Origin of the sequence: Burkholderia metallica (assembly GCF_001718555.1) — a bacterium.
Lineage (GTDB): Bacteria > Pseudomonadota > Gammaproteobacteria > Burkholderiales > Burkholderiaceae > Burkholderia > Burkholderia metallica.
Genome location: NZ_CP013403.1, coordinates 1,909,942 through 1,925,548 on the forward strand (window position 1 = coordinate 1,909,942; position 15,607 = coordinate 1,925,548).

Genomic DNA, 15,607 nt, shown 5'->3' on the forward strand with positions numbered 1-15,607 from the left:
CGCGGTAGCGCGCGGACCGCCCGGCGGGGCCCTCTCCTTCCCGCTTTCCACACCTGCATCGCTGGAACGAAGCGCACGCACTCGTCCGTTTGGATGGCACGCCGCCCGCGCTTTGTTGCGATCATGGCCGTCATTCATCGCGCGGCACGCAGATGCGCGTGCGCCACGGAGACGTCATGAACGACCCTGTCCTCGGCCCCATCGACCAGATCGGCTACGTGGTCGCCGATCTCGACCGCAGCATCGCGCGCTGGCGCGAACGCCACGACGTCGGCCCGTGGACCGTCTTCCGCAACGTGCGCGTCGACGGCCATCATCTCGGCAACCCGGTGACGGTCACGATGGACGTCGGGCTCGCGTATCGCGGCGATCTGCAGATCGAACTGATCCACGTGACGAACGACATGCCTTCGCCCTATCGCGATGCGCACGGTCAGCCGCTCGTCGGGCTGCATCACGTCGCGTGGGTCGTCGACGATCTCGATGCCGCGCTCGCGCGGCTCACGTCCCGCGGGCTGCGGGTCGTGTTCGACGCACGCAACGCGGCCACCCGCGTCGCGTATCTCGACGACGCCGACGATCCCGGCGTGCGTGTCGAAGTGATCGAAGGCGCCGGCATGCGCGACATGATCGCGCACGGCATCGCCGAAGCCCGTGCATGGGACGGCGCCGACCCGCTTCGCATCATCGACGCGGCGGGGGCTTCCGCGTGAGCGGCCCCGCGTTTCCCCTCACTCACAGGAGCAGGCAGCATGAAACGACTTGAAGGCAAGGTAGCGCTGATCACGGGCGGCGCCCGCGGCCAGGGCGAAGCGGAAGCGCGCCGGTTCGTCGCCGAAGGCGCACGCGTAGTGATCGCCGACGTGCTCGACGACGCCGGCCGCCGCGTCGCGGCCGACCTCGGCGACGCCGCGCGCTTCCAGCATCTCGACGTGACGAGCGAGGCCGACTGGCAGGCCGCCGTCGACGCGACGCTCGCGCATTTCGGCCGGCTCGACATCCTCGTGAACAACGCGGCGATCCTGAAGCTGGTGCCGATCGAAGCGTGTTCGCTCGACGACTATCGCAAGGTGATCGACGTGAACCAGGTCGGCTGCTGGCTCGGCATGAAGTCGGCGCTCGGCGCGCTGAAGGCGGCGGGCGGCGGCTCGATCGTCAACGTGTCGTCGACGGCGGGGATGGAAGGCGTCGCGGGCGGCAGCGCGTACGTGTCGAGCAAGTTCGCGGTGCGCGGGATGACGAAAGCCGCCGCGCTCGAATTCGGCCGCTACGGGATTCGCGTGAACTCGGTGCACCCCGGCGGCATCGATACCGTGATGGCGCGCCCGCCCGAGTTCGCGGATTTCGATCCGTCGTCGATCTACAGCGGCCTGCCGATCGCGCGCATCGGCAAACCCGAGGAAGTGGCCAGCCTCGTGCTGTTCCTCGCGTCCGACGAATCCGCGTATTGCACCGGGTCGGAATTCATCGTCGACGGCGGGATGCTCGCCGGCAGTTCGTTCCACTGACACCGCTGCACGCCGACGCGCGCCCGCCGATCCGGCGGGCGTTTTCTTTTTTGCTTTTGTTTTCGTGTGCGACGCGGCGCGAGAAACGTACCGTCTCGCCCTTCACGCCCTTCACGCAATGCGTGCAATTCACGCAATCACCCGCCCGGAAACGACGATGCCGCCGACAGTTCTCCCGCGCGGCGGCATCGTCATTCGCACAGCGACACGCTACGCGCCGCGCTTACCCCTTCGGCTGGATCGCCGGAGCGCCGACACCGCGCGCCGTCCGCCCGCCGCCGCGCACGAAGCGCCGCCCGTGCGGGCCGTACACGCCGTCCGGTTCCGGATACAGCGTCAGCAGCACGAAATACAGCAGCCCGCCGCCCACCAGCGATACCGGCACGCTCAGGTCGAGCCCGCCCGCGAGATTGCCGAGCGGCCCGACGAACTGGCCCGGCAGGTTCACGAACGCGAGCCCGACGAACGCGGCCGGCAGCCACGCCCCCATCGCGCGCACGTTCCAGCCGTGTGTGAACCAGTAGTGGCCGCCGCGCAGGCCGCGGTTGAACACCTGCAGGTCGTCGGCGAGATAGTAGCCGCGCCGCGTCACGTAGCCGATCACCATGATCGCCATCCACGGGCAGCTGAACGTATCGATCAGCGTCGAGAACGTCGCGACGCTTTCGACGAGGTTGAACCAGAAGCGGCCGACGAAGATGAACGCGATCGCGATCGTGCCGATCAGCAGCGTCGCCCGCACGCGGTTCAGCAGGCGCGGGAACATGCTCGACACGTCGAGGCCGGTGCCGTATAGCGCGGTGGTGCCGGTCGACATCCCGCCGATGATCGCGATCAGGCACATCGGCAACAGGAACCAGCGCGGCGAGATCGCGAGCAGGCCGCCCACGTAGTCGTTCGACGCGATGAATGCGGGCGCCTTCGTCGCGATGATCGTCGCGGTCGCGAGACCGAAGAAGAACGGCACGAAGGTCGCGAGCTGCGCGGCGAACACGGCGCCCATCACGCGATGCTTCGGCGTGTGCTGCGGGATGTAGCGGGCCCAGTCGCCGAGCGTCGACGCGAACGACACCGGGTTGCTCAGCGCCACCAGCACCGCGCCGACGAACGCCGCCCAGAAGCCCGCGCTGCCCGGCTGCACCGTGCCGGCGTAGTGCATGTCGAACAGCCCGGCGAATGCGAACAGGCCCGCGACGAACAGCAGGCTCGCGGCCCACACGGCGATCTTGTTGACCCACAGCATGAAGCGAAAGCCGTAGATGCAGACGATCAGCACGAGCACCGCGAACACCATGTACGCCGCGCCGAGCGTGAGCCCGTTGACCGGCACGCCGACCATGTCGTGCGCGCCGCCGACAAGCGCATCGCCCGAGCTCCATACCGCGAGCGAAAAGAACGCGATCGACGTGAGCAGCGCGAGGAACGAGCCGACGATCCGGCCGTGGATGCCGAAATGCGCGCCGGACGACACGGGGTCGCTCGTGCCGTTGCGCGGGCCGAACAGGCTCATCGGCGCGAGGATGCAGGTGCCGGCGAGCACGCCGAGCACGATCGCGCAGACACCGGCCTTGAACGACAGCCCGACCAGCACGGGAAAGCTGCCGAGCACCGATGTGGAAAACGTATTGCAGCCACCGAACAGCAACCGGAACAGATCGATCGGCCGCGCATAGCGCGATGCATCGGGAATGCGCTCGAAACCGAACGACTCGACCTGCGTAATCCTGCCTTCACTCATTTTGTCTCCAGCTTTTCTGTGCATCTGTACGGCCTGGGGCTGCGGCCATACGACACATCGTCATCGATTCGCGGCCACTCTAAACCGGATCGCGCGGCGCAAATATCACGCATTCGAGACGTTTACGACGAAGGAGAACGATGTTTCCCGGCAGGCGGACGGCCGGCGCCCGCGCCGTCCGTGCGGCGCGGGCGATGCGAGTTCAGCCCGCGCGCTGCGCCGCCGGCGCACGGCATGCGATCAGGCCCCGCTGGACGGCAGGCCGCTCCTCGATGGCGGCGAGCCAGCGCGCGACGTGCGGGTAGCCGGCGAGGTCGAGATCGAGCTCGGTCGCCGTGCGCAGCCACGGAAACGCGGCGATGTCGGCGATCGAGTACCGCGACGACGCGAGAAACGGCGACTCCGCCAACCGGCCGTTCACCACCCCATAGAGACGCCGTGCCTCGTTCCGGTAGCGCTCGATCGCCTCCGCATTGACCGTCTTCGATGCATGCAGGAACCACCAGAGCTGGCCGAGCATCGGCCCGATCCCGCCGATCTGGAAATGCAGCCATTGCTGCACCGCCGTGCGCTCGGCGAGCGTGTCGGGCTGCAGAAAGCCCGTCTTTTCGGCGAGATAGCCGAGGATCGCGCCGGATTCGAATACGGTCAGCCCGGCGTCGTGATCGACGATGGCCGGAATCTTGCCGTTCGGGTTGATCGCGAGATACGCCGGGCTGCGCTGCTCGCCGGCGGACAGGTTCACGTGCACGCGCTCGTGCGCGAGCCCGGCCTCTTCCAGATAAATGGCGATCTTGTGCCCGTTCGGCGTGTCGGCCGTATAGAACGTGAAGGGGTACGTGGGGATCATGTCGGTCCTTGTCTTCGGATTGAAGTTGCAACTGCAATCGTTGCAATTGCAATCCTATATCGGAACCGTCACACCCCGCGACATGCCAGCACTCGAAGAAGGGACATGCAGACTGGGCGACCCGGTCCGCCCATGCGGACGCTCGACACCCGCCGCGCCTCGGCGGCCTGCCTCGAAAGGCCGATCATGCCGCGGCTCGCGTCGCGCGGCCGCGCGGTGTCGCCGCTCGACGGACCTGCCGACCCGGGCTCCGGCATGCGCGCGCCGGGACAGGCCGGATCGCCGCGATCGCGCTGCGCGTACTGACCGACGACGGTCGGATGCCGGCCGACCGGGCCGCGCAGGCGATTCGCCGTGATGCAAGCGGCTGACGGTCGCTTGCCGGCCGCCGCTATCCGCTATCCGCTATCTGGCGTCGGCTGCGGCGTCGCGCGCCGCGGCGGCCGCACGGTCGAGCGCGGCGGCCATCGCCGCCTGCTCCTTGCCGGTGAACTGATCGAGGAAGAGCTCCGCGACCGTCGACTGGTACACCTTCCACATCTTCTTGCGCAGCGTGCGCCCCTTGTCGGTGATGCTCGCATACGCGGCGCGGCCATCGTCCGCCGAACGGGCGCGCGTGACGAGCCCCTCCTGTTCGAGCCGGTCGACGAGCCGCGTGAGGTTGTAGCGCTCGATCGCGAGCACGTCGGCCAGTTCGTGCATCCGGCGCGTGCCGTCGGGCCCGCTTTCGAGCCCCCACAACGCGTCGTACCACGCATAGGCCGGCAGGCCGGCCGCCGCGAGGCGGCGCTCGATCTCGCGAACCATCGTCCGGTGCGCGCGGACGAACGAGAACCACAGATCGGGTTCGGGTGCGCTCATGTCAGGTCGTTCCTCTCGTTGAATTGCAGATGCAATCAAATTCTACCTCGATGGAAATTGCTTCCATGCGATTGCATTTGCAACCCACAGCCTGCGGATCGGCGGGCATTGCGCCGCACGATGCGGCGCCACGACCGTCGCCCCGCGCTACCGTCCCGACTGCGCGATCGGACCCTGTTGCTGCGGGCCCTGCCCCGTACCCGACGGCCAGCCGCCCGCCAGCGCCTTGTACAGCGCGACCGTCGACGCCGCGCTGCGCATCCGCCCGTCGGCCGCCGCATCCTGCGCCTGCAGCAGCGTGCGTTGCGCGTCGAGCACTTCGTAGTAGTCGATCGCGCCCGCCGCAAACCGCGCCTGCGCCAGTTGCGCGGCACGCGCGCTGTCGGTCGCGGCGCGCACGAGATGGCCGGTCTCGTCACGCGTGCGGGCCGCGCGCAGCAGCGCGTTCTCCGTTTCCTCCAGCGCCCCGAGCACCGTTTGCCGGTACTGCGCGAGCTGGCCGGCCGCCTGCGCGTCGCTCGCGGCGATCCGCGCACGCACTCGGCCGACGTCGAGGAACGACCAGTCGACGCCGAGCGCGATCAGATTCGTGTCGCTGCCGGAGCGGAAGAACCCGTAGCTGCTCGTCGCGCTGCCGAGCAGCCCCGACAGCGTGAAGCGCGGGAACAGGTCGGCCGTCGCGACGCCGACGCGCGCGGTCGCGGCGTGCAGCCGCGCCTCGGCGGCCGCGACGTCGGGCCGGCGTCGCAGCAGGTCGCCTGGCGTGCCGGGATCGATGTCGGCGGAAAGCGCGGGCAGCGGCACCGGCGCGCCCGTCGCCGCGGCCGCGTTCGGCAGATCGAAGCGGCCGATCAGCGCATCGGGCGTCTGCCCGGTCAGCACCGCGAGCCGGTGCTCGTCGACACCGATCGCCGCTTCGTACACGGCGATCCGCGACGTCGTCGCTTCGTACTGCGCGCGCGAGCGCGCCGCATCGAGTTCGGAGCCGCGCCCCGCGCCGACCCGCGCGTTGATCAGCGCGAGCGTCTGCCTCTGGTTGTCGGCGTTCTCGCGTGCGATCCGCAGCCGCTCCTGCGAGCCGCGCAGATCGACGTACGTGCTCGCCACCTCGGCGGCGATCGCGACGCGCATCGCGCGCACGTCCGCCGCGCTGGCGGCCGTCTCCGCACGCTGCGACTCGATCGAACGGCGCACCCGGCCGAACAGGTCGAGCTCCCACGCCGCATTGATCCCGACGCTCGACGTCGGCGTATCGCGCTGGCTGCGCGGCGCGCCGAACGCCTGGTCCTTGCTCATCAGCTGATGGCCGATCTGCCCGCTCGCGGTGATCGTCGGATAGCGGTCGAACGTCGCCTGCGACAGCAGCGCATTCGCTGCGTCGTAGCGCGACACCGCGACCTGCAGGTCCTGGTTCGCCGCGAGCGCCGTGTCGATCAGCTGCGTCAGCACCGGATCGCCGAAGCCGCGCCAGAACGCGGCATCGGCAGTGGCAGACGCGTCGGGCGGCGTCTGCGGCGTCGTAGCGGACGGCGACGCATCGCGCGCCGCCGACGGATGCGCATCGCGCGCGAACCGCGCGGCCGTGGCCGTGTCGGGCCGGTTGAAATCGGGGCCGACCGCGCACGCGGCGAGCGTCACCGACGTCGCGAGCGCGGCAAGACGGAAAGCGGCGCTCATCGGCTTTCTCCTTCGAGGGTGCCGTGGTGTTCGCCCCACACGGCCGGCGTGCCGCCCGCGAGCTTGCGGATCGCCACGTAGAACACGGGCGTCAGGAACAGCCCGAACAGCGTGACGCCGAGCATCCCCGCGAACACGGTGATGCCGGTGGCCGCGCGCACTTCGCTGCCCGCGCCGCCGCCGATCAGCAACGGCACCGAGCCCGCGATGAACGCGACCGACGTCATCACGATCGGCCGCAGGCGCAGCCTGCACGCTTCGAGCGCGGCTTCGATCACGCCCTTGCCCTGGATTTCGAGTTCGCGCGCGAACTCGACGATCAGGATCGCGTTCTTGCACGCCAGGCCCATCAGCACGACGAGACCGACCTGCACGAACACGTTGTTGTCGCCGCCCGACAGCCACACGCCGAACAGCGCGGCGCAGATGCACACGGGCACGATCAGGATCACCGCGAGCGGCAACGTCCAGCTCTCGTACAGCGATGCGAGCACGAGGAACACGAGCATCACCGCGAGCGGGAACACGACGATCGCCGCGTTGCTCTGCGTGACCTGCTGGTAGCTGAGGTCGGTCCATTCGAGCGTGATGCCCGGCGGCAGCACCGCCTTCGCGATCTGCTGCAGCTTCTCGATCGCCTGCGACGACGACATCACCTTCGGATCGGCGTCACCGATCAGGCTCGCGGCCGGATAGCCGTTGTAGCGAACCACCGGGTCGGGCCCGTACGCGGGCGTCACGGTCACCATCGAACCGATCGGCACCATCTCGCCCTTCGCGTTGCGCGTGCGCAGGTTCGCGATGTCGGCAGCCGTCTGACGGTGGCCGGCATCGGCCTGCGCCATCACGCGGTACACGCGGCCGAACGCATTGAAGTCGTTCACGTACATCGAGCCGAGATATACCTGCAGCGTATTGAACAGATCGGTCAGCGCGACGCCCTGCGCCTTCGCCTTCAACCGGTCGACCTTCACCTCGAGCTGCGGAATGTTCGCCTGGTACGAGCTGACGGGATAGCTCATCCCGGGCGTCTTCGCGACCGCCGCCTGGAACGCTGTGAGCGCGTTCTGCAATGCGCCGTAGCCGAGCCCGCCGCGATCCTCCAGATACAGCGCGTAGCCGGAGCCGTTGCCGAGGCCCTGGATCGGCGGCGGCATCAGCGCATAGGTGATGCCGCCGCCGATCGCCGCGAAACGCGCGTTCAGGTCCGCGTTGATCTGCGCGGCGCTGCGGTGACGCTGGTCGAACGGCTTCAGGATCACGTACGAGTTCGTGATGTTCGGCGTGTTCACGCCCTGCAGCGCGTTCAGCCCCGCGAACGCCGGCACCATCTCCACCCCGTCGGTGCCGAGCGCGATCTTCGTCATCTGCTCGGTCACCTCGCTCGTGCGCGCGAGCGACGCGCCTTCCGGCAGCTTCGCGCCCGCGAACAGGTACAGCTTGTCCTGCACGGGGATGAAGCCGCCCGGCACCGCGTTGAGCAGCAACACGGTCGCCCCGAGCAGCGCCGCGTAGACCGCGAACACCACGCCGCGCCGCTTCAGCGTGCGCGAGACGACGCCGTGATAGCGGTCGGAACTGCGCTCGAAGAAGCGGTTGAACGGACGGAACAGCCAGCCGAACGCGCGGTCGAGCCCGCGCGTGAGCGCGTCCTTCGGCGCGTCGTGCGGGCGCAGCAGCTTCGCGGCGAGCGCGGGCGACAGCGTCAGCGAGTTGATCGCGGAGATCACCGTCGAAATCGCGATCGTCACCGCGAACTGCCGGTAGAACTGGCCGGTGACGCCGGACATGAAGGCCATCGGCACGAACACCGCGCACAGCACGAGCGCGATCGCGACGATCGGCCCCGACACCTCGCGCATCGCCTGGTGCGCGGCGTCGCGCGGGCTCAGGCCCTGCGCGATGTTGCGCTCGACGTTCTCGACGACCACGATCGCATCGTCGACGACGATCCCGATCGCGAGCACGAGCCCGAACAACGTCAGCGTGTTGATCGAATAGCCGAGCAGATAGAGCCACGCGAACGTGCCGACCACCGAGACGGGCACCGCGACGAGCGGGATGATCGACGCGCGCCAGGTCTGCAGGAACAGGATCACGACGAGCACGACCAGCACGACGGCTTCGATCAGCGTGTGCTGCACCGAGCGGATCGATTCGCGCACGAACACCGTCGGGTCCCACACGGGCCGGTACGCGACGCCGGGCGGAAAGCGCTTCGACAGTTCGTCGAACTTCGCATACACGGCCTTCGCGACTTCGAGCGCGTTCGCGCCGGGCGACAGGAAGATGCCGACCACGGCCGACTGCCTGTCGTTGAAATACGAGCGCAGCGTGTAGTCGCCCGCGCCGAGCTCGATGCGCGCGACGTCGGACAGCTTCACGACCTGGCCGTCGTCGCCGTTGCGCAGCACGATGTCGCCGAACTCCTGCACCGTGCGCAGCCGGCCGCGCACGTTGATCGACAGCAGGAAGTCGTTTTTCTTCGGCGACGGTTCCGCGCCGAGCTGGCCGGCCGACACCTGCACGTTCTGCTCGCGCACCGCGGCGATCACGTCGCTCGCGGTCAGCCCGCGCGACGCGAGCCGGTTCGGGTCGAGCCACAGCCGCATCGCATAGTCGCCGGAGCCGTACACGCCGACGTCGCCGATACCGGCGAGCCGCGACAGCTCGTCCTTCACGTGCAGCGTCAGATAGTTGCGCAGGTACAGCGAATCGCGACTGTTGTCGGGCGAGTACAGGCTCACGTACATCAGCGGCGTCGGCGACTGCTTCTGCGTGGTCACGCCGTACTGGCGCACCTCGTCGGGCAGACGCGACAGCGCCTGGCTCACGCGGTTCTGCACGCGCACGGCGGCCGTGTCGGGATCGACGCCCTGCAGGAACGTGACGACGACCTGCAGGCTGCCGTCGGAACCCGCGACCGACTTCATGTACATGATGCCTTCGACGCCGTTGATCGCCTCTTCCAGCGGTTCGGCGACCGATTCGGCGATTTCCTTCGGGTTCGCGCCCGGATACGTCGCCCGAACGACGACGCTCGGCGGCACGACTTCCGGATATTCGCCGGCCGGCAGCATCGGAATCGAGATCAGGCCGATCGCGAAGATGACGATCGACAGCACGACCGCGAAGATCGGCCGGTCGATGAAGAATCGGGAGAAATCCATCGCCTGTCTCCCGTTACTGCGCGGCCGGCGCGCCGGCGTCGGCCACGGCCTGCGGGGCGCTGCCCCGTGCGGCGCCCGAAGCGTTGCCAGCCGCGGTGCCCGCGTCGTTGCCGGCCCCGGCGTCGGCGTGCGCGGGCAGTGCCTTCGGCTTCACCTGCGCGCCCGGATAGTAGATCCGCTGCACGCCGTCGACGACCACGCGGTCGCCCGCCTGAATCCCCTTCTCGATGATCCGCTCGCCGTCCAGCCCGCGGCCGATCGTCACGTCGCGGCGCAGCGCCTTGTCGCCGGGCCCGATCACGTACACGTACTTGCGGTCCTGGTCGGTGAGCACGGCCTTGTCGTCGACGAGCAGCGCATCCTGGTCGCGGCCGCTGACGAGTTGCACGCGCGCATACAGCCCCGGCGTAAACGTATGGTCCGCATTCGGCAGCCGCACGCGCGCGCGGATCGTGCCCGTTTGCGGGTCGAGCCGGTTGTCGAGGAAATCGACGGTGCCCGCGTGCGGGAAGCCGGTTTCGTTCGCGAGGCCCACGCGCACCGGATCGGCGCCGATCGCACGATGCTTCGGATCGGCGCGCCGCGCGTTGTAGCGCAGGTAGCTCTGTTCGTCGCAGTCGAAGTACACGTAGACGGGGTCCTGCGACACGACGGTCGTCAGCAGCGTGTCGTCCGCGCGCGCCAGGTTGCCGACGGTGGCGACCGCGCGGCCGACCCGGCCCGAGATCGGCGCGCGCACTTCGGTGAAACCGAGATTGAGCTTCGCGTCGGCGACGGCCGCATCGGCCGCCTGCAGGTCCGCGCGCGCCTGCTCGGCGGTGGCGCGTGCGTTGTCGAGCTCCTCCTGCGACGTCGCATGCGCATCGATCAGCGTCTGCACGCGCTTGAGCTGCACGTTCGCGAGGCTCGCGGCCGCGCGGGCCCGCTGCAACTGCGCATTCGCGCGATCGAGCGCGATCCGGTACGGGCGCGGATCGATTTCGAACAACAGCGTGCCCTGCGCGACCAGGTCGCCCTCCTTGTACGCGACGCGCTGCAGATAACCGCTCACGCGCGGTCGCAGTTCGACTGCATCGACGGCTTCGACGCGGCCGTTGAATTCGTCCGCGACGCGGATCGTGCGCGGCGCGACGGTGGCGACGCCGACTTCGGGAGGGGATTGAGCCGACGATGCGCCTTTGCCGTCGTGACAGCCCGACAACGCCAGCAGCAGTGCACAGGCCGCACCCAAAGGCGACGTCCTGCGTAGGGATAAGGAGAGCATGATGCCTCGCGAGGGTTAAACTGCCGCGTAGCATAAAAGTTGAAGTTAACTTCAAGTCAAGCTTTCCCGGAGGAGCATCATGGGTATCCAGGACGTGCCGCAATGGCCGCTGCTGTCGATCCGCGAAGTGGCCGCGCGCAGCGGCGTGCCGGCGTCGACGCTGCGGTTCTACGAGACGCGCGGGCTCATCAAGTCGCACCGCAACGGTTCGAGCCACCGCCACTATTCGCGCGCGGTGCTGCGGCTGATCGCGTTCATCGTGTTCGCGCAGAAGATCGGCTATTCGCTCGACGAGATCGCCGAGCAGCTCGTCAGCCTCCCCGAAGACACCGCGCCGACCAACAAGGACTGGCAGCGGCTGTCGCGCGGCTGGAAGCAGCGCGTCGCGAGCCGGATCGAGGAACTGCAGCGGCTCTACATCAATCTCGACGAATGCATCGGCTGCGGCTGTCTGTCGCTGAAGCGCTGCAAGCTGACGAACCCGGAAGACCGCGCGGGCCGCAACGGGCCCGGCGCGCGGCGCTGGCTCGGCGACAAGCCGCCCACGGACGTCGAATGACCGGCGGGCCGGGCGTGGCGCGCAACGCCGCGGCCGGCCGTGTGGCTGACGTCATCCAACGCGCCAGCCGCCGTTCACCGCGATCGTCGCGCCGGTGACGAACGACGCACGCGGGCCGGCGAGCCACGCGACCGCGTCCGCGATGTCGTCCGGATGGCCGGCGCGGCCGGCCGGCGTTTGCTCGCGGATCGTCGCCGCGATGGCCGGCGCGACGCCGCCTTCCCCGAAGAAGCGCGTCTCGGCGATGTAGCCGGGCGCAACCGTATTGACCGTTACGCCGCGCGGCCCGAGTTCGCGCGCGAGCGCGACCGTGAACCCTTCGACGCCGGCCTTCGCCGCCGCGTACGCGAGGCCGCCCGGCAGCAGGCTGCCGGCGCGCGCCGCGATCGAGCCGATGTTGACGATCCGCGCGGCGCGCCCGGCCAGATGCGGCAGCACGGCCATCGTCGTCACGAACAGGCTTTTCAGGTTCGCGTCGATGACCGCGTCCCACACGGCCTCGGCCTCGCCCGCCTCCGTATCCGCGCCGACGCGGCCGGTCAGCCCCGCATTGTTGACCAGCACGTCGATGCTGGGCCATCGCGCGACGATCGCGGCGACCGCCGCTTGCGCATCGCGCCGCACGCTCAGGTCGGCCGCGTGCCCGATCGCCGCAGCGCCCAGACGCGCGACGGCCGCTTGCAGCCGCGCCGCGTCGCGCCCGACGATCGCGACGCGATAGCCGTCCTCCACCAGCCGGCGCGCGATCGCAAAACCGATCCCGCTCGACCCGCCCGTGACGATCGCCGTCCGTGGTTGCTCGTTTCCCGCCATGACCTGCCCTCCCGAATCTCGATCATTGATGACAGGACCATTCTGAGCAACGCACGGTGATAGGTAAAATACGAATTCGATGACCTACTGATACGTGGAAGGTATCGCATGATCGATCTGCGCCAGTTCAGGCAATTCATCGCGGTCGCCGAGACGCTCAGCTTCCGGCGCGCGGCCGAGCGGCTGCACATGGCGCAGCCGCCGCTCAGCGCGGCGATCCGCAAGCTCGAGGACGAACTGGGCGTCGCGCTGCTCGAGCGCGACAATCGCGGCTCGGTACTCACACCGGCCGGCGACGCGTTCCTGCTCGAAGCGCGGCGCGCGCTCGAACAGGCCGAGCGCGCGGTGGCCGTGGCCCGTCGCGCGGGCGCCGGCCTCGGCGGCACGCTGCGGCTGCGCTTCGTCGACAGCACGGTCAACGCGCTGCTGCCGCTGATCCTCCGCGCATTCCAGGAACGCCATCCGGACGTCGATTTCCAGCTCGAGGAAGGCACGACCGCCGAGCAGGTGCTCGCGCTGCGCCAGGACCGCACGGACGTCGGTCTCGTCGTGCTGCCGGTTGCCGATGCGGGCGACGTGCGCGTCGAGCCGCTGCTGCGCGACCGGATGGTCGCCGCGCTGCCCGACGGTCACCGGCTCGCCCACCGCAAGCGCATCGCTCTCGCCGAACTGGCGGACGAACCGTGGGTCATGTTCGCCGCGCACCACGGGCCCGGCATGCATGCGCTGATCGTGACCGCGTGCGCGCAGGCCGGCTTCGCGCCGCGCGTGGTCCAGCAGCCGCGCCAGATGCAGACGACGGCCGGGCTCGTCGCGGGCGGCATCGGCGTCGCGCTGATGCCGCGCCTGTTCGTGCCGATGCAGCCGCAAGGTATTACGTTCTGCGAACTGAAGGATGCGGGCAGCCCGCTCGCGTACGTGCTCGCGATCGCGTACCGGACGCCGTCGCCGCTCGTCGATGCGCTGCGCGAGACCGCGCGAAGCGCGGTGCGCGAACTGGGGCTGACACCCGCGGCGTGAGCGCGCGCGGCGCTCAGCCGCCGACAATGTTGAACGCGATGTCCGCCACGGCCTGCCGGAATGCGTCCTGCCGCGTGGGCAGCGACGTGTACGCCAGCATCGTGTGGCTGTACGACACCGTCGTACCGATCGCGCTCGCGATCATGAAGAACAGCACCGTCGGTTCGACCGGGCGGATCGCGCCGGCGTCGACCGCCTCCGACAGCAGCGGGAACATCATGTCGTAATACGGACGCACGAGCCGCTCCTGCAGCCGGTCGAGCCGCCCGCCCACTTCGGTCGCCGCCGTCGAGAAGAACATGCCCAGGTCGGGCTCGTCGAACTCGTGGGCGACACACAGCTCGATCGCGCGGCGTACGCGATCGCGATGCGGCAGCGACGACGTGCGCAACGCACGCAGCGCGTCGAACATCGGCTCGGCCAGCTCGGCGATCTGCTCGACGACGGCCAGCCACAACGTTTCTTTCGTGCCGAAATGGTGCGCGATCAGCGCCGCGTCGATGCCCAGCTCCCGCGCGATTTCGCGCACGCTCGTCGCGTCGTAGCCACGTTTCGCAAACATTTTGCGCGCAGCCCGCAATATCACGTCCGGACCGACGGACGCCCCGGCCAGCGGCCGCCCGCGCATACGCTTGACCGTCGCGCGCTCAGTGACTTCAGCCACGTTTCCCTGCTCTCCTTAAATGATTCGAATGCCCGTGTACCGGCCCCGCTTGCACGCCGCCGAAACCGGGGGACCTGCCCTGCTCCGTTGACACGCGAAGCCGGGAAGCGCTAGGATCATACCTTATTCATCACGTGATGATTTATCCATGACAACCCCTACACGCATCGTCATCGTCGGCGGCGGGATCGCCGGATTGCAGCTCGCGACCCGCCTGGGTGAGCGTCTCGGCCGGTCCGGGCGCGCACAGGTCACCGTCGTCGACCGCAGTCCGACCCACATCTGGAAGCCGATGCTGCACACGATCGCGGCCGGCACGCGCGACGTGCAGCAGCAGCAGGTGATCTTCCTCGCCCATGCACGCGATCACGGCTACACGTACCAGCCCGGCGAACTGAAAGGGCTCGATCGCGCCCGCCGCCGCGTGCAGCTCGGCGAAATCCGCTCGCAGGACGGCAAACTCGTGCTCGAAGCCCGCGAACTCGAATACGACGTGCTGATCCTGGCGCTCGGCAGCCAGGCCAACGATTTCGGCGTGCCGGGCGTGCGCGAGCACTGCTATTTCATCGACAGCCAGCAGCAGGCCGAGACCTTCAACGAAGCGTTGCGGATGCGCGTGTTTCGCAGCATCGCGCGCGACGAGCCGTTCCGCGTCGCGATCGTCGGCGCGGGCGCGACCGGCGTCGAACTCGCGGCGGAGCTGAGCCGCCTGCTGGAAGTGGCGCAGGCGTATGGCGACGAGACGGTGCGCGAACGGCTGCAGCTCACGCTGCTCGAAAGCGGCCCGCGCATCCTCGCCGCGTTTCCGCCGCGGATTTCCGCTTCCGCGCAGCGCCGGCTCGAACAGATCGGCTTTCACGTGCTGACGTCGACCCGCGTCACATCGGCCGACGCGAACGGCTTTCACTATGGCGACGGTTCATTCGCGGAAGCGGACCTGATGGTCTGGGCGGCCGGCGTGAAGGCGCCCGATTTCATGCAGGCGCTCGACGGGCTCGACACGAATCGCGCGAACCAGATCGTCGTCGGGCCGACGCTGCAGGCAACCGGCGACGAGCACGTGTTCGCGATCGGCGATTGCGCGAGCCTGCTGCCCGACGGCCACGAACGGCCGCTGCCGCCTACCGCGCAGGTCGCGACGCAGCAGGCCGAGCATCTCGCGAAGCACCTGCCCGCGTGGCTCGACGGCCAGCCGATTCCGCCGTTCGCGTTCCACGATTTCGGCGCGCTCGTGTCGATCAGCGACTACGACGCGTTCGGCACGCTCGGGCAGTTCGGGTTCTTTCGCGGCGGCTTCATCCAGGGGCGTTTCGCGCAGTTCAGCCACCTGATGCTCTACCGGCGGCACCAGCAGGCGCTGCACGGCTTCTCCAAGGCGACCCTGCTGTGGATCGCCGAACGGATCAACGGCTGCGTGCAGCCGCGCATCCGCCTGTCGTGATGCCGCGCGTCGCGGTGTCGCGTAACGTTTCGAGGAAAACTG

At 68.9% G+C, this 15,607-nt stretch carries 13 protein-coding genes; 5 read left to right on the top strand and 8 right to left on the bottom strand.

The genetic code is table 11. From position 1 onward, the window contains the following. Nucleotides 1–176 precede the first annotated feature (176 nt). Both WJ16_RS28180 and WJ16_RS28185 read left to right on the top strand, forming a co-directional pair. Nucleotides 177–713 carry a VOC family protein gene (locus WJ16_RS28180; RefSeq protein ID WP_069261178.1) on the top strand — a complete coding sequence of 179 codons (537 nt, stop codon included), beginning with the start codon at nt 177–179 and terminating at the stop codon, nt 711–713. Between the two features lie 39 nt (nt 714–752). After that, entirely contained in the window at nt 753–1,508 is a 756-nt protein-coding gene (locus tag WJ16_RS28185; RefSeq protein WP_069260291.1) for a glucose 1-dehydrogenase, read from the top strand. Between the two features lie 223 nt (nt 1,509–1,731). Here the strand turns inward: WJ16_RS28185 and WJ16_RS28190 are convergent, their stop codons facing one another. From WJ16_RS28190 to WJ16_RS28215, 6 genes are all read right to left on the bottom strand, one after another. Next, nucleotides 1,732–3,246, bottom strand: a complete 1,515-nt coding sequence (locus WJ16_RS28190) for a purine-cytosine permease family protein (RefSeq protein WP_236858340.1) — start codon at nt 3,244–3,246, stop codon at nt 1,732–1,734. A gap of 202 nt (nt 3,247–3,448) precedes the next feature. After that, nucleotides 3,449–4,096, bottom strand: coding sequence for a glutathione S-transferase family protein (locus tag WJ16_RS28195; protein ID WP_069260293.1), 648 nt, complete (start codon nt 4,094–4,096; stop codon nt 3,449–3,451). Between the two features lie 405 nt (nt 4,097–4,501). Then, nucleotides 4,502–4,957 carry a MarR family winged helix-turn-helix transcriptional regulator gene (locus WJ16_RS28200; protein ID WP_069260294.1) on the bottom strand — a complete coding sequence of 152 codons (456 nt, stop codon included), beginning with the start codon at nt 4,955–4,957 and terminating at the stop codon, nt 4,502–4,504. A gap of 147 nt (nt 4,958–5,104) precedes the next feature. Continuing rightward, on the bottom strand, nt 5,105–6,634 hold the full coding sequence (locus WJ16_RS28205) for an efflux transporter outer membrane subunit (RefSeq protein WP_069260295.1): 1,530 nt from the start codon (nt 6,632–6,634) through the stop codon (nt 5,105–5,107). Then, entirely contained in the window at nt 6,631–9,804 is a 3,174-nt protein-coding gene (locus tag WJ16_RS28210) for an efflux RND transporter permease subunit (protein ID WP_069260296.1), read from the bottom strand. The genes WJ16_RS28205 and WJ16_RS28210 overlap by 4 nt, the downstream gene beginning before the upstream one ends. Nucleotides 9,805–9,817: 13 nt before the next feature. Continuing rightward, nucleotides 9,818–11,068: an efflux RND transporter periplasmic adaptor subunit gene (locus WJ16_RS28215; protein ID WP_069260297.1), complete on the bottom strand. Its 1,251-nt coding sequence runs from the start codon at nt 11,066–11,068 to the stop codon at nt 9,818–9,820. Nucleotides 11,069–11,147: 79 nt separating this feature from the next. Here WJ16_RS28215 and soxR point away from each other — a divergent pair, with 79 nt between their 5' ends. Next, the gene (gene soxR / locus WJ16_RS28220; protein WP_069260298.1) at nt 11,148–11,627 is read left to right on the top strand and encodes a redox-sensitive transcriptional activator SoxR; all 480 of its coding nucleotides are present in this window, start codon (nt 11,148–11,150) and stop codon (nt 11,625–11,627) included. Between the two features lie 51 nt (nt 11,628–11,678). Here soxR and WJ16_RS28225 read toward each other — a convergent pair whose 3' ends face one another. Next, a complete protein-coding gene (locus WJ16_RS28225; RefSeq protein WP_069260299.1) occupies nt 11,679–12,440 on the bottom strand; it encodes an SDR family NAD(P)-dependent oxidoreductase in 762 nt (253 codons plus the stop codon). Between the two features lie 108 nt (nt 12,441–12,548). Here WJ16_RS28225 and WJ16_RS28230 point away from each other — a divergent pair, with 108 nt between their 5' ends. Further along, complete coding sequence (locus tag WJ16_RS28230) at nt 12,549–13,460, top strand: LysR family transcriptional regulator (protein ID WP_069260300.1); 912 nt, start codon at nt 12,549–12,551, stop codon at nt 13,458–13,460. Nucleotides 13,461–13,473: 13 nt separating this feature from the next. On the opposite strand, the gene WJ16_RS28235 is transcribed toward WJ16_RS28230, so the two are convergent. Continuing rightward, entirely contained in the window at nt 13,474–14,124 is a 651-nt protein-coding gene (locus tag WJ16_RS28235) for a TetR/AcrR family transcriptional regulator (RefSeq protein ID WP_069260301.1), read from the bottom strand. A gap of 148 nt (nt 14,125–14,272) precedes the next feature. On the opposite strand from WJ16_RS28235, the gene WJ16_RS28240 reads away from it, so the two are divergent. Next, nucleotides 14,273–15,565, top strand: a complete 1,293-nt coding sequence (locus WJ16_RS28240) for an NAD(P)/FAD-dependent oxidoreductase (RefSeq protein ID WP_069260302.1) — start codon at nt 14,273–14,275, stop codon at nt 15,563–15,565. The last annotated feature ends 42 nt before the right edge of the window (nt 15,566–15,607 follow it).

Excerpts from the sequence above, each read along its gene's own strand:
- WJ16_RS28180 (WP_069261178.1), top strand. The coding sequence starts at position 177 with ATGAACGACCCTGTCCTCGGCCCCATCGACCAGATCGGCTACGTGGTC.
- WJ16_RS28185 (WP_069260291.1), top strand. The coding sequence starts at position 753 with ATGAAACGACTTGAAGGCAAGGTAGCGCTGATCACGGGCGGCGCCCGC.
- WJ16_RS28190 (WP_236858340.1), bottom strand. The coding sequence starts at position 3,246 with ATGAGTGAAGGCAGGATTACGCAGGTCGAGTCGTTCGGTTTCGAGCGC.
- WJ16_RS28195 (WP_069260293.1), bottom strand. The coding sequence starts at position 4,096 with ATGATCCCCACGTACCCCTTCACGTTCTATACGGCCGACACGCCGAAC.
- WJ16_RS28200 (WP_069260294.1), bottom strand. The coding sequence starts at position 4,957 with ATGAGCGCACCCGAACCCGATCTGTGGTTCTCGTTCGTCCGCGCGCAC.
- WJ16_RS28205 (WP_069260295.1), bottom strand. The coding sequence starts at position 6,634 with ATGAGCGCCGCTTTCCGTCTTGCCGCGCTCGCGACGTCGGTGACGCTC.
- WJ16_RS28210 (WP_069260296.1), bottom strand. The coding sequence starts at position 9,804 with ATGGATTTCTCCCGATTCTTCATCGACCGGCCGATCTTCGCGGTCGTG.
- WJ16_RS28215 (WP_069260297.1), bottom strand. The coding sequence starts at position 11,068 with ATGCTCTCCTTATCCCTACGCAGGACGTCGCCTTTGGGTGCGGCCTGT.
- soxR (WP_069260298.1), top strand. The coding sequence starts at position 11,148 with ATGGGTATCCAGGACGTGCCGCAATGGCCGCTGCTGTCGATCCGCGAA.
- WJ16_RS28225 (WP_069260299.1), bottom strand. The coding sequence starts at position 12,440 with ATGGCGGGAAACGAGCAACCACGGACGGCGATCGTCACGGGCGGGTCG.
- WJ16_RS28230 (WP_069260300.1), top strand. The coding sequence starts at position 12,549 with ATGATCGATCTGCGCCAGTTCAGGCAATTCATCGCGGTCGCCGAGACG.
- WJ16_RS28240 (WP_069260302.1), top strand. The coding sequence starts at position 14,273 with ATGACAACCCCTACACGCATCGTCATCGTCGGCGGCGGGATCGCCGGA.